Source organism: Lysobacter soyae (assembly GCF_019551435.1).
GTDB classification, from domain to species: Bacteria; Pseudomonadota; Gammaproteobacteria; order Xanthomonadales; family Xanthomonadaceae; genus Solilutibacter; species Solilutibacter soyae.
The window spans coordinates 523,861-545,791 of sequence record NZ_CP080544.1; the positions used below are offsets into that span (position 1 = coordinate 523,861).

Consider the following 21,931-nt stretch of genomic DNA (forward strand, 5'->3'; position numbering starts at 1 on the left):
TCCGCGGGCGCCTCTTTTTTTGCCGATATGACGACGCCCAGCCGCCGCGACCTCGCCAACGCCCTACGCTTTCTTGCCATTGACGCGGTGCAAGCCGCCAACTCCGGACATCCGGGCATGCCCATGGGCATGGCCGATATCGCCGAAGTGCTGTGGAACGACTACCTCAGCCACAATCCCGGCAACCCCAAATGGTTGAATCGCGACCGCTTTGTGTTGTCCAACGGTCACGGCTCCATGCTGCAGTACGGCTTGCTGCATTTGGCGGGCTACGACTTGGGTATCGAGGATCTGAAGCGGTTCCGCCAGTTCGAATCGCGCACGCCGGGCCACCCGGAAAATTTCATGACCGCGGGCATTGAAACCACGACCGGCCCGTTGGGACAAGGACTTGCCAACGCTGTCGGCATGGCACTTGCGGAAAAGCTTTTGGCGCAGCGATTCAATCGCGAAGATTTGAATATCGTCGACCATCGCACCTGGGTCTTCATGGGTGATGGCTGCTTGATGGAAGGCATCAGCCATGAGGCGGCGTCCTTGGCCGGTACCTGGCACTTGAACAAGCTGGTCGCGTTCTGGGATGACAACCACATCAGCATCGACGGTGATGTCGAAGGCTGGTTTACCGATGACACGCCGGCGCGATTCGAAGCCTATGGCTGGAAAGTGATCCGCAACGTCAACGGTCACGATCCGGTTGAATTGAAGACCGCGATCGACACAGCGATGTCCGTCGATGACCGACCGGTGCTGATCTGCTGTCGCACGACGATTGGTTTTGGTTCGCCGAACAAGGCCGGCAAAGAATCGAGCCATGGCGCCCCCTTGGGCGCCGAAGAAATCGCGCTAACCCGTGAAGCACTTGAATGGCCCCATGCACCGTTTGAAATGCCTGCGGACATCGCGGCGGGTTGGGACGCGCGTTCGCGCGGCGACGCCCAAGAACAGGCATGGAACGCCTTGTTCGCCAACTATCGTGCCGCCCATCCGGCCATGGCGGAAGAATTCGAGCAACGGATGCGCGGTGAGTTACCTGCCGTGTTCGAACCGGCCGCGCAAGCCTACATCGAGAAGCTGCAAGCGGAAGGACCGACGGTGGCGAGTCGGAAAGCCTCGCAAATGGCGATTGAAGCGTTCGCGCCGTTGCTGCCGCAATTGGTGGGTGGATCAGCCGATCTTGCGCATTCCAATTTGACTTTGTGGAAGGGTAGCAAGAGCGTCAACTCCGATGACGCCAATGCCAATTACATCTATTTCGGTGTTCGCGAATTTGCCATGACCGCGATCAGTAACGGCTTGGCATTGCACGGCGGCTTCATTCCCTACGATGCGACGTTCCTCGTGTTTAGTGATTACGCACGCAACGCGGTGCGCATGAGTGCGTTGATGGGCGCGCGCGCGATTCATGTCTATACGCATGATTCGATCGGTTTGGGTGAAGACGGTCCGACCCACCAACCGGTGGAGCACATGGCGTCATTGCGTTACATCCCGAACAATGACGTTTGGCGCCCGTGTGATGCGGTCGAAAGTGCTGTCGCTTGGCGCGCCGCCATCGAACGCGCCGACGGGCCGAGCTGCTTGGTGTTCAGTCGTCAGAACTTGCCGCACCAACCGCGCGACGCCACGCAATTGGCCAACATCGCGCGCGGTGGCTACATTCTGAAAGACAGCGTGGGTACGCCGGAAGTGATTCTGATTGCCACCGGTTCGGAAGTCGGTCTTGCCATGCAAGCGGCCGAAAAACTCGGCGATGGTGTGCGCGTCGTTTCGATGCCAAGTACCGATGTGTTTGACCGCCAAGACGACACCTATCGTGCGCATGTGCTGCCCGGTGCATGCCGCAAGCGTGTTGCCATTGAAGCCGGTACCGCTGATTTCTGGCGCAAATATGTCGGTTTGGACGGCGCCGTGATCGGTATGCACGGCTACGGCGCATCGGCCCCGGCCGACGTGCTGTTCCAGCACTTCGGTTTCACGGTGGATGCCGTGGTAAACGCGGTCAGTTCGCTCTAACGGAACGATCTGCCAAGCGCGCCAGTTGCGAGCCGGCAATCATTGCGGCAATAAAAATCAAAGCACCGTTTCCCCAGCCCGCGAGATTTGCAATCGCGGGCCCGGGGCAGACGCCTGCGATACCCCAGCCAATGCCGAACAGCGCGCTGCCGACCACCAAACGGGTGTCGACTTTCCTGCTTGTGTGGCCCGGCAAGGTTTGGCCACGACGACGCGCCCAAGCGAAAACAGGAAGGGCAACCGCCAAGGCCGCGGCCATCACTACCGCCAAGGTGGGATCCCAGCTGCCGGTCACGTCAAGAAAATTCAAAACCTTGTCGGGAATACACATGCCGGAAATGGCCAGGCCGCCGCCGAACAAAAGACCACTGACAGCCGCGGCGAGCAGTTTCTCGAGCTGCGAAGAGGGGATCATGCGGCACCCCCGACTACGTGACGAAGGACGTAGACCGTCAACATCCCGGTGCCCATGAAAACGGCGACGGCGACCAACGAGCGTTTGGATAGCCGTGCCAGTCCGCAGATGCCGTGCCCGCTGGTGCAGCCGTTGCCGATCCGGGTGCCCGCGCCCACCAAAAGACCCGCGACCACCAACCACGGCACCGAAACCACGGCGTTTCCTGCACGCAGGTCGAAGACTTTGAATAGTGCGACCGCACCCAGCATCAACGCCGCGATGAAAACCCAGCGCCACGAGCGCTCGGCGCGATTTTCCAGTGCCTGATTGAGGATGCCGCTGATACCGGCAACGCGACCCAACGTCAAAAACAGGACGACGACTGACAGGCCGATCATGAGTCCGCCGATGGCGGCAGACAGCGGTGTGAATAATGTGGGCATGAGTGGAATCTTCGGAAGATTGGGTCTAGCGTAACGGCTCTTCTAGGGCACCGTGTAGGACTTTTCCGACCCTTTCACATGCGCCTCATTGCCGAGCTTATAGTGACAGTTGTTCGCGCCTAGCTTGGCTCATGACGAACCAGGCGCCCGCGACCAAGGCTAGGGAGGTTCAGATGAAAAAGTCTATGGGTGGTTTGGCCACGATCGCGCTGATGCTGACGGCGTGTGCGTCAACTTCTGAGAAATCGGCAAATCTATCAAATCAGAAAGACTCGCGGGCGCGCGCCGCGAGCACGCTGTACAACGCTGGTAGCGCACATCGACAACACGGGGCGGGGCAGGCACTTTTGAACAGTGCCATTGAACGTTCTGCCGGTGGTTCGGCACGCAGTTCACGTTGATTTTTCGACGCAACAAAACGATCTTTCCGGGAGGAGTGCAATGAAAAAGCTGATCATGACGAGTGTTGTGACAGGTCTTGCGATCGCGTCTATCGGATGTGCATCGACGTCAGAAAAGACGGCGAGCAATGACAAGATGGAAACCCGTTTGAAAGATCGTGACGCCTTGATCCAGAAAAGTGATCAGCGTCGTTTGGAAGCCCTGACGGTTTCTGCCGAAACGCGCCGGCAACAAGAAAACCAGAAAGGTGCGAACAATAGTCCGTGAGGTTTCAAGCAATCCGCAGATGCGGAATGTACCGCCTGACGAATTCAATCTCGTGCCCCGAAAGGGGCACGACTCATTTTTGCGGCAGGTCCACGGGCGCGCGATAGGCCGGATCCAGCGCGGAATTCAGCAACACGGCCAGGCGATAGCCGCCCTGAGCGACACGACGTTCGGCTAGCGGCCGCATCGCTTTCGCGTATTCCGCACTGTCTTCTTCGTGTGATTCGGGATAGACACCCCAGGCATCCACAAGCTCACAGGATTCCTGCGCCCACAGCGCGGGATCGCCCACACGTGTCGCACGCGGACGACCATGCGTGGATGCCCACAGCTTGTCGGCATACTCGCGTGAACGCATTCCGGATTCGCCGAGCACGTAGTAATCCCACATCGAATGGAGGTTGGTGCCCATCACGCCGTTCTTGTACTTGTCTTTGGCGTAGGCCTCGGGCTCGACGCGGGTCTTCAGGCTCACTTGGTAGCCGTTACCGCCGGCGTCACCATGGTCGCTGGAGTGCATCGGTTGGTGCACGTCGCCCACCAAATGGACCACGAATTTCAACGCATCACGGCGTGCCTGAATCGGCTGGGTGGGGTCTTTCAAGATCGCCAGTTGCCGGTCAATCTGGGTCACGACGCAATTGCCGTCCTTGCAATCGGCTTCAGCGTTGAAGACACACTGCTGGTTCGCATGGTTGACGTAATGCCATTTTGAGGTGGCCTTGAAGCGTGCCGGGTCGGTGTTGCGCAGTTCATCCGCCCAATTCGCGACGCCCGCCAAACTCGGTTCCTTCTCGCCGGCCAACAAGCGTTTGACTTCACGTTGTGCCGTCGGCGTCAGCTGCCGCTGCGCCAAATCGCCGACCAGGCGGTGTCCGAGCGGTGCCCAAGCGACGGCCGGCGCCGCCAAAAGGACCGTGGCCAAGAGAAGCAGATGTGCCGTTTTGATTTTCATGGGAAAAGCATACCGAAAGCAGGTTGCAGTTGTATGCAAAGACGGGAGTCGACCGCGGAAACAGGCTAAAATTGCATTTTTCCGTAGCTTCCCTCCAGGAGAGAGTCCAATGGCCATCAAGGTCGGCATCAATGGTTTCGGTCGAATCGGCCGCAATGTGTTCCGCTCGGCGATCCAAAACTTCGGTAATGACATCGAAATCGTCGGCATCAACGACCTGCTGGAACCGGACTATCTCGCCTACATGCTCAAGTACGACTCGGTCCACGGCCGCTTTGAAGGCGACGTTTCCGTGGACGGCAACGATCTCGTCGTGAACGGCAAAAAGATCCGCCTGACCCAAGAACGTGACCCGGCTGCGCTGAAGTGGGACGAAGTCGGCGCGGATGTTGTCATTGAATCGACCGGCCTGTTCCTGACCAAGGAAACCTGCCAGAAGCATCTGGACGCAGGCGCTAAGAAAGTCATCATGTCGGCGCCGGCCAAGGACGATACGCCGATGTTCGTGCACAAAGTCAATTGCGGCAAATATGCCGGTGAAACGATTGTCTCCAATGCTTCTTGCACCACCAACTGCTTGGCACCGATTGCCAAGGTGTTGAACGACAAGTGGGGTATCAAGCGCGGCTTGATGACGACGGTGCACGCAGCAACCGCCACGCAAAAGACCGTGGACGGACCGAGCAACAAGGACTGGCGCGGCGGCCGCGGCATTCTTGAAAACATCATTCCGTCCTCCACCGGCGCGGCCAAGGCAGTGGGCGTGGTGTTGCCGGAATTGAAGGGCAAATTGACCGGTATGTCGTTCCGTGTGCCGACCTCGGACGTGTCGGTGGTCGACCTCACGGTTGAATTGGAAAAGCCGGCGACCTACGCCGAAATCTGTGCGGAAATGAAAGCGCAAAGCGAAGGCAAGATGGCCGGCGTGTTGGGTTACACCGAAGACAAAGTCGTCGCCACCGATTTCCGCGGCGATGCGCGCACCTCAATCTTCGATGCCGAAGCCGGTATCCAACTCGACGACACCTTCGTCAAATTGGTCAGCTGGTATGACAACGAATGGGGCTACAGCAACAAGTGCCTTGAAATGGTCAAAGTAGTCGCTGCCAAATAACCGTTTCGATAATCCAATCGAATAAAACGACGCCCCGCCTGTTTGCGGGGCGTTGTCGTTTTGGATGCGCTTCACGCCGACGAGGTGAACTGACACACGTTTTCGCGCATAATCGAATGTGGGTAGTGCACTAAGTTCCGGCAGGTGCCCCAACCAGGCGGGACAGTTCAAACTCGGGGAAGGAGAACTCAATGAACAAGATGTTTCTGAAAGGCCTGACGGCAGCGATGTTGGTGGCCTTTTCGGCCAGTGTGATGGCAGATGTCGATACCGACAAAATGAAATCGCGTGAAGTCAAAGGCAGGAACGGCACCGAAGGTGAAATTTTTGGCGAAGCCAAGCCGGGTAGCCCGTTCAGCAAAATTGAAATCGGCATGCCGCAAAAGCAAGTGTCCGACCTCGTGGGTGCCCGCGACGCGGATTGCGGCAGCTACGTGACTGGCAAGGCTTGGATTCCCTTCCACTTCGGCGGTGACAAGTACCGCACCGAATGCGCTTACAAGGGCTTGGGCCGTCTGGTGTTTTCGTCGAACTCCGATTTCGACAGCCGCGCCGTGCTGATCAAAATCATCAACGACCCGTCTGAGGACGGCTATCGCTGATCTCACGTTCGAAGTGAAACGCAACACAAACCCCGCCCGAACAGCGGGGTTTTTTGCAGGTGGATGACATGGATCAAATGGCGGCGAGGTTGCCGCGCGATAATGATCGGATGGAACAGGCGGCGCACGAGATCACTCCAGATGACATCACCCTGTTGGTAGATGCGTTTTATTCGCGTGTTCGGGAAGATGCTGTGCTCGGACCGATCTTCAATCCCGCCGTCCATGACTGGGAAGAACACCAAGCGACATTGGTGAAATTTTGGTCCTCCGTAGTGTTGGGCACGCGCGAATATCGCGGCAATCCGATGGCCGCGCATAGACCGCATCCCATCGTTGCGGAACATTTCCAACATTGGCTTGCGCTATGGCAGGGCACGGCCGAAACCTGCTTGGGCGAAGACAAGGCCCGGATCTTCATGGGCTATGCCCGGCGCATCGCGCAAAGCTTGATGTATGGCTTGGATCTGGATCCGCTTCGAAAGCCCCAGAACCGACCCTTGCCCATGCATCCGGGCAAAGCGGTTTGAACCTAAGCCCGCATCCGGTGACAATGGCTTTTTTCCGCAAGATTCCAAGGAAGGCCCGATGTCTGTCACCCGCATGTCCGATCTCGATCTCACCGGCAAACGCGTTCTGATCCGCCAGGATCTCAATGTGCCGATCAAAGACGGCCGGGTCACTTCCGACCAGCGCATTCTCGCCTCGATTCCGACCTTGAAAGCCGCACTCGAACAAGGCGCAGCGGTCATGGTGACGTCGCATTTGGGTCGTCCGGTGGAAGGACAGTGGAGTGAGGCGGATTCGCTGGCGCCGGTTGCGGCGCGTTTGGGCGAGCTCATGGGTCGCGATATCCCGTTGGTCCGCGACTACCTCGACGGCGTTCAAGTCGCGCCGGGTGAATTGGTTATGTTGGAAAACTGCCGGATGAACATCGGCGAGGGCAAGGATGATCCCGCGCTGTCCAAGAAGTACGCGGCCCTTTGCGACATTTTTGTGATGGATGCCTTCGGTACGGCGCATCGCGCACAGGCCTCCACCCATGGCGTGATCAACGCCGCTGCGCAATCCGCTGGGGGCCCTTTGTTGATGGCGGAATTGGATGCGTTGGCGAAAGCCCTCGACAATCCCGCGCGTCCGCTGTTGGCCATTGTCGCCGGCAGTAAGGTATCGACCAAACTCGAATTGCTCGGTTCGCTCGTTTCCAAAGTCGACCAACTCATTGTCGGCGGTGGCATTGCCAATACGTTTCTGGCGGCGCTCGGCTTGCCCGTGGGCAAATCCTTGCAGGAGCCTGACCTGATCGACACGGCGAAAAAAATCATGGCCGACGCCAAAGCGCGCGGCGCCGAAATTCCGATGCCGGTGGATGTTGTGGTTGCCCCCGAGTTCAGCGCAACAGCACCTGCAACCATCAAACGCGTCGAAGACGTGAATGCGGACGACATGATTTTGGACATCGGTCCCGAGACCGCCAAGGCCTACGCGGCGCTGATTGCGCGCGCGGGCACCGTGGTTTGGAACGGTCCGGTGGGCGTTTTCGAATTCGACGCGTTCAGCGCAGGCACCGAGGCGCTCGCACGCGCGATCGCGTCGAGCAATGCGTTCTCAATCGCCGGCGGCGGTGACACGTTGGCGGCGGTCGACAAATACGGCATTGCCGAAGACGTCAGCTACATCTCAACAGGCGGCGGCGCGTTTTTGGAGTTCTTGGAAGGTAAGACGCTGCCCGCTGTGGCCGCACTCGAAGGCAAATCACGCTGATGCAAACCCTTCGCCGCACACGGATTCTCGCAACACTGGGCCCAGCGACGGACGCGCCGGGCGTTCTCGAGGATTTGTTGCGCGCCGGTGTGGATTGCGTGCGGCTCAATTTTTCCCACGGCGATCCCGCCGAGCAAATCGCCCGTGCCGAACGCGTTCGCGCGGCCTCGGCGGCAATCGGACGCGAAACGGGCATTCTGGCCGACTTGCCCGGCCCGAAAATTCGCGTGGAGCGATTTGAATCAGGCAAGGTTGAATTGTCGGCCGGCCAACGTTTCGATTTGTTGGCCGAAGCCGATGCGCCACTGGGCAATGCCGGATTTGTCGGCGTGAGCTATCTCGGGCTGCCGGGCGATGTCGTGGCCGGCGACGTGTTGTTGTTGGATGACGGCATGGTCCAGTTGCAAGTCGAGGCGATCGAAGGGCAGCGCATCATCACGCGCGTCTTGAACAATTCGGTGCTGTCCAACAAGAAGGGACTGAACAAGCAAGGCGGCGGATTGTCATTGGGTGCGGTGACGACTCGTGATCGCGAATTGATCGAGGTCGCCGCGAAAATCGGTGTCGACTTCATCGCAGTGAGTTTTTGTCGCAATGCCGACGATATGGAAGAGGCGCGTGCCATCGCGCGTTCGCATGGAAGTCAGGCGGCGCTCGTGTCGAAGATCGAGCGCGCAGAAGCCATTACCAATCTCAAGGAAATCATTGCCGCCAGTGATGTGGTGATGGTGGCGCGCGGGGATTTGGGCGTCGAGATCGGCGATGCCGCGTTGCCCGGACTGCAAAAGCGCATCATTCGTGAGGCTCTGGCGCAAGACAGGATTGTCATCACGGCCACGCAAATGCTCCAGTCGATGGTCGATAGTCCGTTGCCGACCCGCGCCGAAGTCCTGGACGTCGCCAATGCCGTTATCGACGGTAGCGATGCTGTGATGTTGTCGCAAGAAACCGCGGCAGGGCATTGGCCGGTTCAGGCGGTGGCGGCCATGGCGCGCATCTGCGTCGGCGCGGAAGAAAATTTGGCGGCCGACACCGATTACGAAACGGCAAAGCGCGGGCTCGATCGTGCCGACCAAGCGATTGCCATGGCGGCGATGTTCTTGACGGAGCACATCGGTGTGGGGGCCATCGTCGCATTGACAGAAAGCGGCGGTACCGCCCGGTTCTTGTCACGATTCCGTTCGCGCGTTCCGATCTTTGCGTTCTCGAATCATGCTGACTCGCGTCGGCGCATGCGTCTGATGCGTGACGTGTTTCCGGTGGCCTTTGATTCCACCGGAATGCAACCGCGCGAAGCGGCGCGTGTGGCCATTAAGCATCTCTTCGACGAAGGCGCGCTCGAAGTGGGCGAGCGCCTCGTTTTCACTAGTGGTGAAGCGATGGAGCAATTGGGCGCGACCAACACCTTGCGTCTGCTGGTCGTGGACGAAGCCGGCAACGCTGCGGGTTTGGGCGAAATTTCGCCAGACTGAACACGCGATTCCCGTCCCCGCGTCACGATTTTCGACGCTGTATGCGCATCCGTGTATTCGTTTCAGCGTATAGTCGAGTGGAATTGGGCGAGTGGAGACCCGACATGAAACGGCTGCTGACACTGTTGCTTTGTGTGGTTGCCGGCGCAGCCTTGGGGGCCGATCGCAGCGACGTGCGCTTGTATGACGAGGGGTCGCTCGGGGCGGACTATATGATCGCGCCGGGTTCACAAATTACCTCGCCCGGATTTCCGTTTGCGGCAGAAGGACGCCCCGACAATGTGTGCATCGCTTTGGCCTATCGGGTTCAAGCGGATGGCAGTGCGCAGGGATTTGCGGTGCTCAACAATTGGACCAGCAATGCCGAGGCGGCGCGCACGGATGCTACCTATTTGGACCCGTATGCACGCGCGGCTGCCGAAGCCGTCAGCCAATGGCGTTTTGTGCCGAAGCATCGGGACGAAGGATCAAGCAACGCGGCCGTGAGCATTGCAACCTTCGCATTCAAAGGCGAGAGGGGAGGCGAAGACCTCGGCGACATCCGCGCGCATTGCAAGATCGACAAGATCGCCGCTTATGAAGGCAGACTTCGGCGCATGGGCGCCTTCGATCGCGACATAAACAAGTCAAACTATTTGGGCAACTTGGAACGCGAGTGGCGCGAGAATAATCGTTTCGTCTTCGATTATCCGCTTGATCATTTCCAGCGTTGACAATCTTTCTCTCAATTTCCAATCGCCGGTTCAAGGGGCCGCATATGAAAAAGACTCACCTGTTAGGCATCGCACTTGTGGTCGCTTCAGCAACCGTGAGCGCCCAAAGCGATCGCAACGTACGCGTCGTCAATGAAGGCGGTATTCGCGACGCGTGGACGTTGGCGCCTGGCCAAAAATTGGCGGCACCGGGCTACCCGGCGGCCTATGTGCAACGCGGCGACAACGTGTGCTTGGCGGTCGGCTATCGCGTCCAACCGGACGGTTCAACTAGCGACTTCACCACGCTTCACGCGTGGACCAGCAGCGCGGGCGGTGTCGAGCCCGAAGTGGGGTATTACGATGCCTTCGGTCAAGCCGCGGTCGCAGCATTGAGCGAGTGGAAATTCACGCCCAAGCAAGGCGTCGGCAAACCGCAGCCGGTGGATACGGTCGCCACGATCACTTTCATGAGTCAGAAATCAGCGATGGATTCGCAGACGCTGCGCAGTCATTGTGCCGTCAAAGATTTGGCCGATGCCATTGAGCGTGCGCGGGAAAAGGTCTCCGAGGAAAAGAGCATGAATCACAAGGCCTTGGAAAGAAAAATGGTCGATCAAAGCCGTTCCGAGCGCGTGCGCACGCCGCGTTGATTGGAAACAGGAGTCAAAGAATGAAGGTCCGGAATTACCCCCTTCTCGCCGCATGTTTGTTTGCCTGTACCGCATTGGCTCAGAACGCCGCTGTCAAAATCGCCGGCGAAGGTGAAATCAAAAACGAATGGGATGTGAAAAGCGGCCACAAACTGACGGCACCCGGCTATCCCGAAGAGGCGAAAGGCATGACTGACAATGTCTGCGTCGCCCTCGGCTACCGTATCCAACCCGACGGTACGACCAGCGATTTTGCGGTCATCCACAACTGGACCAGCAATATCAAAGCGGCCAACCAAAACGTGGAATATCTGGATCCTTACGCACGCGCTGCTTCGGATGCTGTGAGTCAGTGGCGTTTTTCACCTAAGCCCGGCATTGCCCAAGCGCAAGCCGTGGATACGGTCGCCACCATCGCGTTCAAAGGCAGCCGTCGCGGAGAAAGCCTTGGCGCCATTCGTGAGCATTGCAAGGTGGCCGATTTGAGTGCCGCTTTGAAGGAACGCCGCGATGTCATGGAAGGAGAGCAAATGGTGAACCACACGCGCCTCGATCGTATGTATCAGGAGCAGGCCCGCGCAGAACGTCGTGCCGCAGCCGAAAAACGCGCGCTGGGTTCCGGTGCCTATCACCCGAACGCGAGCAGCAAGGGTTACTGATTACTTGATCGGCGAGGAACGGCGGCGTGTGAGAATACGCCCATGCCGCCATTGAAGCTCCTTTTTTTTCGTTGGGTTGCGCGACGTGTCGCGCGGATGCCACCCGCGTTGCGCCTTCAATGGGCGCGACGTCTTGTTTGGCTCATCCACCCGCTCATTGCGAAGCGCAGAAGAATCATGGCGCGGAACATCACGCTGTGTTTCCCCGCTTTGTCCGCATCTGAACGTCTTGCATTAGCGCGTGCCTCATTGGTCGCCAATGCCAAAGGCGTGCTGGATGGTTTGCATGCCTGGTACGCGGCAGATTTCAACGTCGAAGAAAACTACGTGCTTTTGGGCAAGCAGCATTTGCTCGATGCCTTCAACCGGGCGCAGGGCGTCATCATTTTGTGCGCGCACTATCCAGGTGGCGAGCAGCATATGCGCATGGTCCGGCAGCTGTCGGGCACGGCGATTCTGCCCATGGTGCGTGCCTTCCGGAACGCGGAATTCGACGATGAAGTGAATGCGCAGCGCACGCGGCATCTCGGCGGTGTGGTGGCGCGGGATGACGTCCGCGGATTCACCGCATTGGTACGACGGGGTGAGGGCACCTTCTACGCGCCTGATGTCAACGTCAAGTCACGCAACGTGTTCGTGCCGTTCTTCGGCGTGCCCGCTTCCACACTGGATTCGATGTCGGTCATTTTGCGGCGGGCTGGCGGCACCATTGTACCGGGATGGGCAAAACCCCTTCCGGATGGACGCTACGAGGTGACCTTCGAAGCGCCGTGGGAAAATTTCCCGTCTAGGGACGGCAGTCAGGACGCGGCCCGTTTCACTTCATGGGTGGAAAACAAGCTCCGCGAGTGCCCGGAAGCCTATGACTGGGGCACAAAACGGTTCAAAACACGCCCGGACGGCGAGCCTGATCTGTATCAATGACGGGCTATAATAGGCGGTTGAACACACCCAACCGCAGGACGCATATGAGCATCGAACAGCTTTCCGAAATCGCACGTGCCATGGTGGCACCGGGCAAGGGCATTATCGCCATCGACGAATCCTCTTCCACTTGCCAAAAGCGTTTCGACGGCGTCGGCATCGAATGCACCGAAGAAAACCGTCGCGCCTACCGCGAACTGCTGTTGACCACGCCGAATGTCAATGAATACCTGTCCGGCGCGATCTTGTTCGACGAAACCCTGCGTCAATCGACCAAAGACGGCGTGCCGTTTGCCAAATACATGTCCGACAACGGCATGATCCCCGGCATCAAGGTGGACAAGGGGACGCACCCGCTCGCCGGTTTCCCGGGTGAAGTCATCACCGAAGGCCTCGACGGTCTTCGTGCACGTCTCGAAGAATATGCACGTCTGGGCGCCAAGTTCGCCAAGTGGCGCGCGGTCATCACCATATCGGAAGATGCACCGTCGGGCACCTGCATTGAAGCCAACTGCCAAGCATTGGCCCGCTATGCGGCCTTGTGCCAAGAAGCCGGCATTGTGCCGATGGTCGAGCCGGAAGTGCTGATGGACGGCGACCACGATATCGAAACCTGCTATGAAGTCACCGAAGTGACCCTGCGTACCTTGTTCGACGCCCTGTACCAACACAACGTCGCGCTGGAAGGCACCATCCTCAAGGCCTCGATGGTTGTGCCGGGCAAGGATTGTCCGGATCAAGCCAGTGTTGAAGAAGTGGCTGAAGCCACCTTGATGTGCTTGAAGTCGACCGTGCCGGCCATCTTGCCGGGCATCGTCTTCCTGTCCGGCGGTCAAAGCGACGAAGCAGCGACGGCACACCTGGACGCAATGAACCGCATGGGTCCGAATCCGTGGCCGCTGTCGTTCTCCTACGGTCGCGCTATGCAACAAGCGGCATTGAAGCTGTGGTCGCAAGACATGACCGGCAACTGGTCCAAGGCGCAAGACACCGTTTATGCGCGTGCGCGTGACAACGGCTTGGCCGCACAGGGGAAGTGGGAAGGCTGATTCACGCCCTCACCGCAACAAGAAAACGCCGGCGCTTCGCCGGCGTTTTTGTTTGAGCTATCGGTGTCGTGCATTAAAGCGACGCCAACCAAGCATCATCCGATCCTTCTTCCATGCCTTCCATGAGGAACGTGGAGAGATAGCGTTCGCCTGTATCGGGCAGCATGGCGAGGATCGCGTCACCGGATTGGACGGTTTTTGCCACATCGAGCGCGGCATGCACCGTTGCTCCGCCGGACAGGCCGACAAAGAGCCCTTCTTCAGTCGCCAATCGGCGCGCCATATTGCGCGCCGCTTCATCGCCAACGGTCCAGATCTGATCGGCGATATCGCGATTCAAGACCTCGGGGATGAAATCCGGTGTCCATCCTTGAATCTTGTGCGGCGACCATTCCTTGCCCGAGAGCAGAGGGGCCACGGCGGGTTCGGCGGCATGGATGCGGATCCCGGGGCGGGCCGCTTTCAAGACTTCGCCGACACCCGTCAGCGTGCCGCCGGTACCCCAGCCGGTAACGAAGTGATCGAGCCTGGCCGTGGCGAACTCGCGCAAAATTTCCGCAGCCGTGGTGTTGCGATGGTAGGCGGGATTGGCCGGATTACCGAACTGGTTGGCCAGCAGCCAGCCATGTTTGTCGGCCAATTCCTGCGCGCGCCTGACCATGCCGGTGCCGCGTTCGGCGGCGGCGGTCAAAATCACTTTGCCGCCGTAGGCACGAATCAGTTTCCGACGTTCGACGGAAAAGGTTTCGGACATGACGGCGACGAAGCGATAGCCGCGCGCAGCGCAGGCCATGGCGAGTGCGATGCCGGTGTTGCCGGAGGTCGCTTCAACCAAAGTATCGCCTGGTTTAAGCAGGCCTTTCTGTTCGGCATCCAACAAGATCGCGTGGGCGAGTCGATCCTTGACGGAACCGCCCGGATTGAAAAACTCGGCTTTCACATACAGTTGCACGCCTTCGGGTGCAATCCGGTTCAGGCGGATGATCGGCGTGCGACCGATGGTTTCCAAAACGTTGTCATAAATCATGGCGGACTCCATCGTTCTAGGGATTCCACAGCGTATAGGTCAACGTGTGACCGGTGTGGAACGTTGACATGACTTGTGGCCTAAAACGCTGTCACCTCCCCCGTTTAGAATTTGCCCATGCAAACAATGTCCCGAAAATTCCCCCGCCGCGCATTCATTTTCTTGAGCCTTGTCGCGCTGAGCTTGCCACTGGTTTCTTGCAAGAAATCGGGCAGCGACGGTGCCGCCAAACGTGAGGATGCGCCCATCGGCGTGGTGACGGAGGTCGTTCGCGAGACGCCATGGCAAGACACTTTGAAGGCGCTCGGTACGGTCAAGGCACGAGAATCCGTGTCGGTGACGTCGAAGGTCAGCGAAGTGGTGTCTGCCGTCCATTTCGAAAGCGGACAGTCGCTTGGGCGCGGTGCGCCGCTGGTCACCCTCACCGGCGAGCAACAACGCACGGCGCTGGCGGCGTTGGCTGCGCAATTGGATGATGCGGAAAAGAACTATCAACGGCTCGCGGCGCTCGGGCAGCAACAGCTGATTGCGCGTGCCACCGTCGACGCGCAGAAAGCGTCGCGGGATGCGCTGCGCGCGCAAGCCGCCACGATTCGCGCCAATCTTTCCGATCGTGTCATCCGCGCGCCGTTTGCCGGGGTCGCCGGGATTCGCGAAGTGAGCCCCGGTGCCTTGGTGACACCCGGAACCGTTATCACCACTTTGGATGATCTGTCTTCGGTCTATGTCGATTTCCCGGTGCCGGAAACCGAGTTGGCCGATGTGGGTCCAGGCCAAGCGATCGTCGGGACAGCCGCGAGTTGGGCGGATCGTCGTTTTGACGGTCGCGTGAGTGTGGTGGCCCCGCGCTTGGATGCCGCCTCGCGTGCAGCCACGGTGCGCGGCAATTTTCCGAATGCCGACCGCGCGTTGAAGCCGGGCATGCTGGTGGAAGTGCAAGTCGAACGCGGTGAGCGTCCGGCCATCGTTGTGCCGGAAATTGCGGTTTTGCAAGTCGGCGATGAAACCTATGTGTGGAAAGTCGTCAACGGTGCCGTGGTCAAGGCGCCGATTGTCGTCGGCGGCCGCGTACCCGGCAAAGTGCAGGTCAAGGAAGGCATCGTCGCGGGTGACAAGATCGTCGTCGAAGGCGTGGGCAAGCTCAAAGCCGGCGCCAAAGTGCGCGAGGCGGGCAAGCCTGCCGACGACGACAAGGCGCCCTGATCAATGAAGATTTCCGAACTCTCCATCAAACGACCCGTGTTGGCCGTGGTGATGAGCATGTTGCTCATCGTGCTCGGCGTCATGTCGTTTACGCGGCTGACCTTGCGGGAGTTGCCCGCGATCGATCCGCCCATCGTCTCGGTGCAAGTGTCGTATCCGGGTGCATCGGCAAGCGTGGTCGAATCGCGCATCACGCAATCCTTGGAAGATGCGTTGGCGGGGATCGAAGGCATCAATACGATCGAATCGAGCAGCCAGAACGGCAGCTCGCGCATCAGTATCGAATTCCTCGCCTCGCGTGATATTGAAGGTGCGGCAAATGACGTGCGCAATGCGGTGAGCCGCGTGGCCGACCGCATGCCCGACGAAGCGGAAGCACCCGAAATCTCCAAAGTCGAAAGCGATTCGGACCCCATCATCTGGTTGAACATGCGTTCGTCGACGATGAACACCTTGGAGATGTCCGACTACACGCGACGCTACGTGTTGAACCGCTTGTCGAGTTTGCCGGGTGTTGCACAGGTTCGCATCGGTGGTGAACAACGCTATGCGATGCGCGTGTGGTTGGATGGCAATGCCTTGGCCGCACGCAATCTCACCTCGGATGATGTGCGTCGCACTCTGAGCAATGAAAACGTGGAGTTGGGTGCCGGGGGTTTGGAGTCCAAGGATCGCGATTTCATCTTGCGCGTGCAGCGCGACTATGTCTCGCCGGAGAAATTCGCCGACATGCCGATCGCGCGCGGCGCGGACGGCTATGTGGTCAAACTGTCGGATGTGGCGAAGGTTCGTCTTGAATCTTCGGAACGCCGCGCTTACTACCGAAGCAACGGCGAACCAGCCATCGGCCTCGGTGTGGTCAAAACTTCAACGGCCAACAGTCTGGATGTGGCGAATGAAGCGCGCGCCGCGATCGACGAGATCAACGCGACTTTGCCGAAAGGCACCGAAATGTATGTTGCGTTCGATAACACGACGTTTATTTCGGCAGCGGTGGAGCGTGTTTACGCGACGTTGTTCGAAGCCATCATCCTGGTGCTGATCGTCATTTGGTTGTTCCTTGGCAGCTTGCGCGCGGCGCTCATTCCTGCGGTGACAGTACCGGTCTGTTTGATCGCTTCGTTCATCGCGCTCTATGCGTTCGGCTTCTCCATCAATCTGTTGACCTTGCTTGCCTTGGTGTTGTGTATCGGGCTCGTGGTGGACGATGCGATCGTCGTCGTGGAGAACATCCAGCGTCGCGTCGATTTGGGTGAGCCTGCCTTGGTCGCCGCGAAACGCGGCACGGCGCAGGTGGCCTTCGCGGTCATCGCCACCACGGCGGTGTTGGTGGCGGTCTTCGTGCCGGTGGGTTTCCTTCAAGGCAATACCGGACGATTGTTCCGTGAGTTGTCGGTGGCGATGGCGGCGGCCGTCGTCATTTCCGCATTCGTTGCGCTGACCCTGACGCCGATGATGGCTTCGAAGCTGTTGAAACCGCACAGCGGTCCGCACGCGGTGAAAAACAATCGTGTCAGCGAATGGCTAAACGCACGTTTCGAAACAGTGGCGCGCGGCTACCACGGACTGTTGTCGCGGCACGTGCATCGTTTCGGCATGTTTGCCGTCATCGTGGTGCTGGCATGTGCATCGATGGTTTTGTTGTTCAAGTTCCTGCCGAGTGAACTGGCGCCGGCTGAAGATCGCGGGTCGTTCCAGCTGATGATGGAAGGGCCTGAAGGGGCCAGCTTCGATTACACGGTCGACCAGATGCACAAGGTCGAGAAGATCCTTGCGGAAGAAACCGGCGAAGGCAAACCGATCAAACGTGCGAATCCGCGCGTGCCGGGCAGCTTCGGTGCATCACAGGAAATGCATACCGGACGCGCAACGATCTTCCTCGAGGATTGGGATAAACGCACTACCAGCACCAAGGACATTGCGGCAGAGTTGCAAAAGAAGTTTGCCGGCAATACGGCAGTCAAGGTGCGTACCCAGGTGGGTGGCGGCTTGGTGCGTACGCGCGGGCAGCCGTTCCAAATGGTCCTCGGCGGTCCCGACTATGCGGAAATCGCGCAATGGCGCGACATCATGCTCGACAAGATCAATGACTATCCGGGACTGACCGGTGCGGACTCCGACTACAAGGAAACCCGGCCGCAAATGCGCGTCCTGATCGATCATGCCCGCGCGTCCGACCTCGGTGTGACACCGCAAGCCATCGGTTCTGCGTTGCAGACGATGATGGGCGGGGTGCGCGCCACCACTTTCGTCAACGACGGTCAGGAATATGACGTGATGTTGCAGGCGGATCGCGACGCGCGTTCGTCGCAAGCCGACCTTGCGGCAATCCAAGTGCGCGCAGCCAACGCCAGCTTGGTGCCGTTGTCCAACCTGGTCACGCTGAAAGAGCTGGCCGAGCCCGCCAATTTCAATCGCTTCAACCGTCTGCGTTCGATCACTATCAGCGCCGGGCTTGCGCCGGATGCACGCCTTGGCGATGCGGTGGCATGGGCGCAGGAAACCGCACGTGCAAGTCTGCCCGAGCATGCGCAGATCAGTTGGAAAGGTGAGGCCAAAGAGCTGCAAGATTCCGGTGGCGAAGTCATCCTGACCTTCGCCATGGCCTTGCTGATCGTGTATTTGGCATTGGCCGCGCAATTCGAAAGCTTTGCCCACCCGTTTGTCATCATGTTGACGGTGCCGCTGGCGGTCTTGGGTGCGTTGTTCGGTTTGTGGATCACCGGCGGCACGCTCAATTTGTTCTCACAAATCGGCATCGTCATGTTGGTGGGGCTGGCGGCGAAAAACGGCATTTTGATTGTCGAGTTCGCCAACCAATTGCGCGATGAAGGCAGGAGCGTGCATGACGCGATCGTCGAAGCCTCGGCGGTCCGTTTGCGTCCGATCTTGATGACCTCTATCGCCACCGTGGCGGGTGCGGTGCCTTTAGTGGTCGCGGGCGGGCCGGGTTCGGCCAGTCGTGCCACCATCGGTATCGTGGTGATCTTCGGCGTGTCAATTTCGACCTTGCTGTCGTTGTTTGTCGTTCCCGCGTTCTATGCCTTGATCGCGCCCCGCACGCAGTCACCTGACACGGTGGCCAATGAGCTCGAAAAATTGGAAAGCGCCACGCCATCGGTAGGGGGTCACGCATGAGTTCGGACATCTGGAAAAATGCGCGCAGCGGCCCGTCGGGTGAGCGCGAGCGATCGGCAAGTACGCGCGCGAAGGAGCTGCGCTTGCATGGTTTGAATGCTGTGCTTGCCATGTTCACCGCGACGCCCGAGCGTCTTCGCAAACTTTATCTGTCAGAAAGTCGCCTGACTGACTTGAAGGATGTCCTCAAGTGGTGCGTGCAGCACCGTGTGGGCTATCGCGTCGTCGAGGACGGTGACCTGTCGAAGCTCGCGCAGACCTCGCATCATGAAGGCGTGGTGGCCGATGTATTGCCGCCTCAGGAGCGAACCCTCGAGGCCTGGTTGGCCGAAGTCGGTGGCGTCGAAAGCGTCTGCGCCATTTGGTTGGACGGTGTCGGCAATCCGCATAACTTGGGCGCCATCATGCGCAACGCCGCGCACTTCGGTGCTTCGGCCATGTTGATCGAGGCGACGGCCGTCAATCCGATATCAGGTGCCTCTGCGCGTGTTGCTGAAGGTGGTGCCGAGCGGATTTCGGTTGTGCGTCTGCCGTCGGATGCAAAACGTGCCATGCCATTGCTGCGCGACGCCGGCTTTGGTTTGGTGGCCACTTTGGTTCGCGATGGTGCCGACGTGTACAAGACGGATTTGCCGGCAAAACTCATCTATGTGATGGGCGCCGAACAACAAGGCATGCACAAAGGCTTGGCGCAAGCTTGCGACGTGCAAGTGTCCATTCCCGGCACCGGCGAAGTGGAAAGTTTGAATGTTGCGTCGGCGACTGCGGTTTTTCTGGCCGAGTGGTATCGCCGACGCAATTGAAAGACGGTTACGGTTTGGCCTTGACCAAGGCCGGGCCGCTGCCGAGACTGCCGTCCGCATTCGCCGCCATCAAGGCCACCGCCGCGTAAGCTGCGGTGTTTTGTTGCAAGGCCTTGGGATCAATCTTGTCCAAGGTGTCGTTCGGCGTGTGGTGCAAATCGAAGTATCGGCTGGCATCGTGGGCAAATGCGGCCGCCGCGGCGCCGCTGCCTTGCATGAGCTCCATTTCCGATTCGGCGTTGCCTTGCTGCGGTGTGTAGGCGATGCCCAGCGGTGCGATCACGTCATACATCTGCTTGACCGCTTTTTCCGCCTCTGTGCCCCAGCTGCCGCCGAAGGCATAGATGATGCCCGGGCCAGAGTCGGACTCCATCACCATCTGATGTCGGCGGATCTTGTCCTTCTGTGATTCGGCGTAAACACGTCCGCCCCACAGGCCCTGTTCCTCATTGGCGAAAGCAATGACGCGAATCGTGCGAATCGGTCGTGTTTTCATTTGCTTGATCAAGTGGCCCGCGGCCATGGTCAACGCGATGCCGCCGCCGTCGTCGATGGCGCCGGTGCCGAGGTCCCAGGAATCTAGATGTGCACCCAGCGCGACGATGTCATCGGGCTTGCCGCTACCGGTGATTTCACCGATGACATTTTGCGAGGTATAGGTGCCGTTGAATCCGCAGTCGAGTGCGAGCTTGATCTCGGTTTTGCCCAGTGCCACCAAGCGCGCCAACTGGTCGGCATCATTGTTGCTGAGCGAAGCGGCCGGAATCGGCGTCTGATCGTCATAACCGGTCATGCCGGTATGCACATTGCGATGCCAGTCGGTGCCGGCGGGTCGCATCACATAACCGATCGCGCCGGCGCGCGATGCCGCGCCCGGACCGCGACGTCGTACCGATGCGCCCACGCCATAGCCGTGGCCGTCACGGGCGCGCGGCATCGGCACGTCGACAAACACAATCTTGCCTTTCAAGCTGCCGGGCGCAACCGCTTGCAACGCTTTCAGTGAGTCAAAGCGCACCACTTCACCTTGAACGGTGCCGCCGGGACTTCCGCCCAAGGCCGTCAATGCCAGTGCTTGCGACGAATGCCCGAGCACTTCGCCATGTTCGCTTCGACGCTCCCACTTCGGAAACGTGACGTCTTGCGTCCAGACCTTGTCATAGCCGAGGGCCTTGAATTTCGCTTTCGCCCAAGCGACTGCGCGCGCATCGCCCTCACTGCCGGCCAGACGCGGACCGACTTCGGTCGTCAGCGATTCGACAATGGCCCATGCGGTGTCATCGTTCAATGCGCGATCGCGCAGGGTGGTGGCGTCTTTCACCACCTCGTCGGGAATGTGTGTTTCTGCTGCAAACGCCGCTGAGGAGAGCGGCAGACCGAGCGCGACAAGCAGCGCCCATGAAAGATTCGATTTGCGCATCAACAAACTCCGGTTGTGGAACGGGCTCTTCTTAGCCTAACAGCAGACCATCGCCCGTTGCACAACCGGTGCTTGTTTGAATGCGTTACTTTTTCAGCGAATCGCGGATTTCGCGAAGCAACAACACGTCTTCCGGCGGTGCGGCATCCGCCGCCGGCGTGCGCATGCGGTTATAGGCCTTGATGAACAGGAAAATCACGAACGCAATCAGAAGGAAATCAATACACACTTGGATGAATTCGCCATAGCGGATGGCGACTTCCGCGGCGGTCTCTTTGCCGCTGGCATCTGTCACGGCCGGGGTGATGACATGTTTCCAGTCTTTGAAGCTGACGCCGCCGGTCATGACGCTAAGTGCAGGCATCACAATGCCATCCACCAACGCCGTGACAATTTTTCCGAACGCCGCACCAATCACCACACCGACCGCCAAATCGACCACGTTGCCTTTGGCGATGAACTCTTTGAACTCGCTGATCATTCCCATCAGGTACTCCTCAAAATTGGTAAGGGGAATCACCGTCCACAAGGGTACGGGTTTCAGCATTGGAACACGATTGCTGCTACGGTTGCGTCATGAATAACCACTTCCCCGTCGCGCAGTTTGCGGACGGCTCTGTCAATGAAGTCGAAGTCGATCTGAATGGCGAGATCGAATCAGTGATCGTCCATCGCGAGGGCGACACCCTGCGCGCATGGCTCAACGTGTGCCCGCATGCCGGCCGTCGCCTCGACTATGCGCCCGGCGAATTCCTCAAAACGCCCGAAGGACTGCTGATGTGTGCGGTGCACGGTGCAACATTCGAACTTGGTCGCGGCACCTGCGTAGGCGGACCCTGTCTCGGTGCCGCATTGACGCCGGTGCCGGTCGAACAGGCCGCCGATGGCGCTTGGGTGGTCGCGACGCCCGTGTCGGTGACGCCCTGACGCA

The 21,931-nt window shown here is 59.2% G+C and carries 23 protein-coding genes; 17 read left to right on the forward strand and 6 right to left on the reverse strand.

The features are described 5' to 3' along the window. The first annotated feature begins 27 nt into the window (after window positions 1-27). On the forward strand, window positions 28-2,016 hold the full coding sequence (gene tkt, locus H8L67_RS02425) for a transketolase (RefSeq protein ID WP_220380203.1): 1,989 nt from the start codon (window positions 28-30) through the stop codon (window positions 2,014-2,016). On the opposite strand, the gene H8L67_RS02430 is transcribed toward tkt, so the two are convergent. Continuing rightward, window positions 2,003-2,431, reverse strand: coding sequence for a DUF6691 family protein (locus H8L67_RS02430; RefSeq protein ID WP_220380204.1), 429 nt, complete (start codon window positions 2,429-2,431; stop codon window positions 2,003-2,005). The two genes, tkt and H8L67_RS02430, sit on opposite strands and share 14 nt — an antisense overlap. Beyond that, window positions 2,428-2,856, reverse strand: coding sequence for a YeeE/YedE family protein (locus H8L67_RS02435; RefSeq protein WP_220380205.1), 429 nt, complete (start codon window positions 2,854-2,856; stop codon window positions 2,428-2,430). Before H8L67_RS02435 ends, H8L67_RS02430 begins: the two co-directional genes overlap by 4 nt. A gap of 173 nt (window positions 2,857-3,029) precedes the next feature. Here H8L67_RS02435 and H8L67_RS02440 point away from each other — a divergent pair, with 173 nt between their 5' ends. Together H8L67_RS02440 and H8L67_RS02445 are read left to right on the forward strand one after the other, a co-directional pair. Then, on the forward strand, window positions 3,030-3,257 hold the full coding sequence (locus H8L67_RS02440; RefSeq protein WP_220380206.1) for a hypothetical protein: 228 nt from the start codon (window positions 3,030-3,032) through the stop codon (window positions 3,255-3,257). 40 nt (window positions 3,258-3,297) lie between these two features. Then, window positions 3,298-3,525: a hypothetical protein gene (locus H8L67_RS02445; RefSeq protein WP_220380207.1), complete on the forward strand. Its 228-nt coding sequence runs from the start codon at window positions 3,298-3,300 to the stop codon at window positions 3,523-3,525. A gap of 73 nt (window positions 3,526-3,598) precedes the next feature. Here the strand turns inward: H8L67_RS02445 and H8L67_RS02450 are convergent, their stop codons facing one another. Beyond that, window positions 3,599-4,480, reverse strand: a complete 882-nt coding sequence (locus H8L67_RS02450; RefSeq protein WP_220380208.1) for a S1/P1 nuclease — start codon at window positions 4,478-4,480, stop codon at window positions 3,599-3,601. A 109-nt stretch (window positions 4,481-4,589) separates the two neighbouring features. Between H8L67_RS02450 and gap the strand changes: the two genes are divergently transcribed. The 10 genes from gap to H8L67_RS02500 all read left to right on the forward strand — a co-directional run bounded on the left by gap (window position 4,590) and on the right by H8L67_RS02500 (window position 13,409). Next, complete coding sequence (gene gap / locus H8L67_RS02455; protein ID WP_220380209.1) at window positions 4,590-5,594, forward strand: type I glyceraldehyde-3-phosphate dehydrogenase; 1,005 nt, start codon at window positions 4,590-4,592, stop codon at window positions 5,592-5,594. A 191-nt stretch (window positions 5,595-5,785) separates the two neighbouring features. Continuing rightward, on the forward strand, window positions 5,786-6,196 hold the full coding sequence (locus tag H8L67_RS02460) for a hypothetical protein (protein WP_255556012.1): 411 nt from the start codon (window positions 5,786-5,788) through the stop codon (window positions 6,194-6,196). A gap of 68 nt (window positions 6,197-6,264) precedes the next feature. Continuing rightward, window positions 6,265-6,726 (forward strand): group III truncated hemoglobin, encoded by a 462-nt coding sequence (locus H8L67_RS02465; RefSeq protein WP_255556013.1) that lies wholly within the window; start codon window positions 6,265-6,267, stop codon window positions 6,724-6,726. Between the two features lie 58 nt (window positions 6,727-6,784). Continuing rightward, entirely contained in the window at window positions 6,785-7,960 is a 1,176-nt protein-coding gene (locus H8L67_RS02470) for a phosphoglycerate kinase (RefSeq protein ID WP_220380210.1), read from the forward strand. After that, on the forward strand, window positions 7,960-9,432 hold the full coding sequence (gene pyk / locus H8L67_RS02475; protein WP_220380211.1) for a pyruvate kinase: 1,473 nt from the start codon (window positions 7,960-7,962) through the stop codon (window positions 9,430-9,432). Before H8L67_RS02470 ends, pyk begins: the two co-directional genes overlap by 1 nt. A gap of 104 nt (window positions 9,433-9,536) precedes the next feature. Next, window positions 9,537-10,145 (forward strand): hypothetical protein, encoded by a 609-nt coding sequence (locus tag H8L67_RS02480; RefSeq protein ID WP_220380212.1) that lies wholly within the window; start codon window positions 9,537-9,539, stop codon window positions 10,143-10,145. A 44-nt stretch (window positions 10,146-10,189) separates the two neighbouring features. Beyond that, a complete protein-coding gene (locus H8L67_RS02485; protein ID WP_220380213.1) occupies window positions 10,190-10,777 on the forward strand; it encodes an energy transducer TonB in 588 nt (195 codons plus the stop codon). A gap of 20 nt (window positions 10,778-10,797) precedes the next feature. Continuing rightward, window positions 10,798-11,436, forward strand: coding sequence for an energy transducer TonB (locus H8L67_RS02490; protein ID WP_220380214.1), 639 nt, complete (start codon window positions 10,798-10,800; stop codon window positions 11,434-11,436). 42 nt (window positions 11,437-11,478) lie between these two features. Next, a complete protein-coding gene (locus H8L67_RS02495) occupies window positions 11,479-12,360 on the forward strand; it encodes a lysophospholipid acyltransferase family protein (RefSeq protein ID WP_220380215.1) in 882 nt (293 codons plus the stop codon). Between the two features lie 44 nt (window positions 12,361-12,404). Beyond that, complete coding sequence (locus H8L67_RS02500) at window positions 12,405-13,409, forward strand: class I fructose-bisphosphate aldolase (RefSeq protein ID WP_220380216.1); 1,005 nt, start codon at window positions 12,405-12,407, stop codon at window positions 13,407-13,409. 73 nt (window positions 13,410-13,482) lie between these two features. Here H8L67_RS02500 and cysK read toward each other — a convergent pair whose 3' ends face one another. Then, window positions 13,483-14,436 (reverse strand): cysteine synthase A, encoded by a 954-nt coding sequence (gene cysK / locus H8L67_RS02505; RefSeq protein ID WP_220380217.1) that lies wholly within the window; start codon window positions 14,434-14,436, stop codon window positions 13,483-13,485. A gap of 117 nt (window positions 14,437-14,553) precedes the next feature. Between cysK and H8L67_RS02510 the strand changes: the two genes are divergently transcribed. The 3 genes from H8L67_RS02510 to H8L67_RS02520 are packed head-to-tail and all read left to right on the forward strand — an operon-like array spanning window position 14,554 to window position 19,580. Beyond that, complete coding sequence (locus H8L67_RS02510) at window positions 14,554-15,639, forward strand: efflux RND transporter periplasmic adaptor subunit (RefSeq protein WP_220380218.1); 1,086 nt, start codon at window positions 14,554-14,556, stop codon at window positions 15,637-15,639. 3 nt (window positions 15,640-15,642) lie between these two features. After that, on the forward strand, window positions 15,643-18,777 hold the full coding sequence (locus H8L67_RS02515; RefSeq protein ID WP_220380219.1) for an efflux RND transporter permease subunit: 3,135 nt from the start codon (window positions 15,643-15,645) through the stop codon (window positions 18,775-18,777). After that, entirely contained in the window at window positions 18,774-19,580 is an 807-nt protein-coding gene (locus H8L67_RS02520) for a TrmH family RNA methyltransferase (RefSeq protein WP_220380220.1), read from the forward strand. The genes H8L67_RS02515 and H8L67_RS02520 overlap by 4 nt, the downstream gene beginning before the upstream one ends. Window positions 19,581-19,587: 7 nt before the next feature. Here the strand turns inward: H8L67_RS02520 and H8L67_RS02525 are convergent, their stop codons facing one another. Both H8L67_RS02525 and mscL read right to left on the reverse strand, forming a co-directional pair. Next, window positions 19,588-21,000 carry a M28 family peptidase gene (locus H8L67_RS02525; RefSeq protein WP_220380221.1) on the reverse strand — a complete coding sequence of 471 codons (1,413 nt, stop codon included), beginning with the start codon at window positions 20,998-21,000 and terminating at the stop codon, window positions 19,588-19,590. An 85-nt stretch (window positions 21,001-21,085) separates the two neighbouring features. Further along, window positions 21,086-21,487, reverse strand: coding sequence for a large-conductance mechanosensitive channel protein MscL (mscL, locus tag H8L67_RS02530; RefSeq protein WP_220380222.1), 402 nt, complete (start codon window positions 21,485-21,487; stop codon window positions 21,086-21,088). 89 nt (window positions 21,488-21,576) lie between these two features. Between mscL and H8L67_RS02535 the strand changes: the two genes are divergently transcribed. Then, on the forward strand, window positions 21,577-21,927 hold the full coding sequence (locus tag H8L67_RS02535) for a Rieske (2Fe-2S) protein (protein WP_220380223.1): 351 nt from the start codon (window positions 21,577-21,579) through the stop codon (window positions 21,925-21,927). The last annotated feature ends 4 nt before the right edge of the window (window positions 21,928-21,931 follow it).

What these genes read in the sequence shown, in the direction of transcription:
- tkt (WP_220380203.1), top strand. Translation starts at nt 28, where the DNA reads ATGACGACGCCCAGCCGCCGCGACCTCGCCAACGCCCTACGCTTTCTT.
- H8L67_RS02430 (WP_220380204.1), bottom strand. Translation starts at nt 2,431, where the DNA reads ATGATCCCCTCTTCGCAGCTCGAGAAACTGCTCGCCGCGGCTGTCAGT.
- H8L67_RS02435 (WP_220380205.1), bottom strand. Translation starts at nt 2,856, where the DNA reads ATGCCCACATTATTCACACCGCTGTCTGCCGCCATCGGCGGACTCATG.
- H8L67_RS02440 (WP_220380206.1), top strand. Translation starts at nt 3,030, where the DNA reads ATGAAAAAGTCTATGGGTGGTTTGGCCACGATCGCGCTGATGCTGACG.
- H8L67_RS02445 (WP_220380207.1), top strand. Translation starts at nt 3,298, where the DNA reads ATGAAAAAGCTGATCATGACGAGTGTTGTGACAGGTCTTGCGATCGCG.
- H8L67_RS02450 (WP_220380208.1), bottom strand. Translation starts at nt 4,480, where the DNA reads ATGAAAATCAAAACGGCACATCTGCTTCTCTTGGCCACGGTCCTTTTG.
- gap (WP_220380209.1), top strand. Translation starts at nt 4,590, where the DNA reads ATGGCCATCAAGGTCGGCATCAATGGTTTCGGTCGAATCGGCCGCAAT.
- H8L67_RS02460 (WP_255556012.1), top strand. Translation starts at nt 5,786, where the DNA reads ATGAACAAGATGTTTCTGAAAGGCCTGACGGCAGCGATGTTGGTGGCC.
- H8L67_RS02465 (WP_255556013.1), top strand. Translation starts at nt 6,265, where the DNA reads ATGGATCAAATGGCGGCGAGGTTGCCGCGCGATAATGATCGGATGGAA.
- H8L67_RS02470 (WP_220380210.1), top strand. Translation starts at nt 6,785, where the DNA reads ATGTCTGTCACCCGCATGTCCGATCTCGATCTCACCGGCAAACGCGTT.
- pyk (WP_220380211.1), top strand. Translation starts at nt 7,960, where the DNA reads ATGCAAACCCTTCGCCGCACACGGATTCTCGCAACACTGGGCCCAGCG.
- H8L67_RS02480 (WP_220380212.1), top strand. Translation starts at nt 9,537, where the DNA reads ATGAAACGGCTGCTGACACTGTTGCTTTGTGTGGTTGCCGGCGCAGCC.
- H8L67_RS02485 (WP_220380213.1), top strand. Translation starts at nt 10,190, where the DNA reads ATGAAAAAGACTCACCTGTTAGGCATCGCACTTGTGGTCGCTTCAGCA.
- H8L67_RS02490 (WP_220380214.1), top strand. Translation starts at nt 10,798, where the DNA reads ATGAAGGTCCGGAATTACCCCCTTCTCGCCGCATGTTTGTTTGCCTGT.
- H8L67_RS02495 (WP_220380215.1), top strand. Translation starts at nt 11,479, where the DNA reads ATGCCGCCATTGAAGCTCCTTTTTTTTCGTTGGGTTGCGCGACGTGTC.
- H8L67_RS02500 (WP_220380216.1), top strand. Translation starts at nt 12,405, where the DNA reads ATGAGCATCGAACAGCTTTCCGAAATCGCACGTGCCATGGTGGCACCG.
- cysK (WP_220380217.1), bottom strand. Translation starts at nt 14,436, where the DNA reads ATGATTTATGACAACGTTTTGGAAACCATCGGTCGCACGCCGATCATC.
- H8L67_RS02510 (WP_220380218.1), top strand. Translation starts at nt 14,554, where the DNA reads ATGCAAACAATGTCCCGAAAATTCCCCCGCCGCGCATTCATTTTCTTG.
- H8L67_RS02515 (WP_220380219.1), top strand. Translation starts at nt 15,643, where the DNA reads ATGAAGATTTCCGAACTCTCCATCAAACGACCCGTGTTGGCCGTGGTG.
- H8L67_RS02520 (WP_220380220.1), top strand. Translation starts at nt 18,774, where the DNA reads ATGAGTTCGGACATCTGGAAAAATGCGCGCAGCGGCCCGTCGGGTGAG.
- H8L67_RS02525 (WP_220380221.1), bottom strand. Translation starts at nt 21,000, where the DNA reads ATGCGCAAATCGAATCTTTCATGGGCGCTGCTTGTCGCGCTCGGTCTG.
- mscL (WP_220380222.1), bottom strand. Translation starts at nt 21,487, where the DNA reads ATGGGAATGATCAGCGAGTTCAAAGAGTTCATCGCCAAAGGCAACGTG.
- H8L67_RS02535 (WP_220380223.1), top strand. Translation starts at nt 21,577, where the DNA reads ATGAATAACCACTTCCCCGTCGCGCAGTTTGCGGACGGCTCTGTCAAT.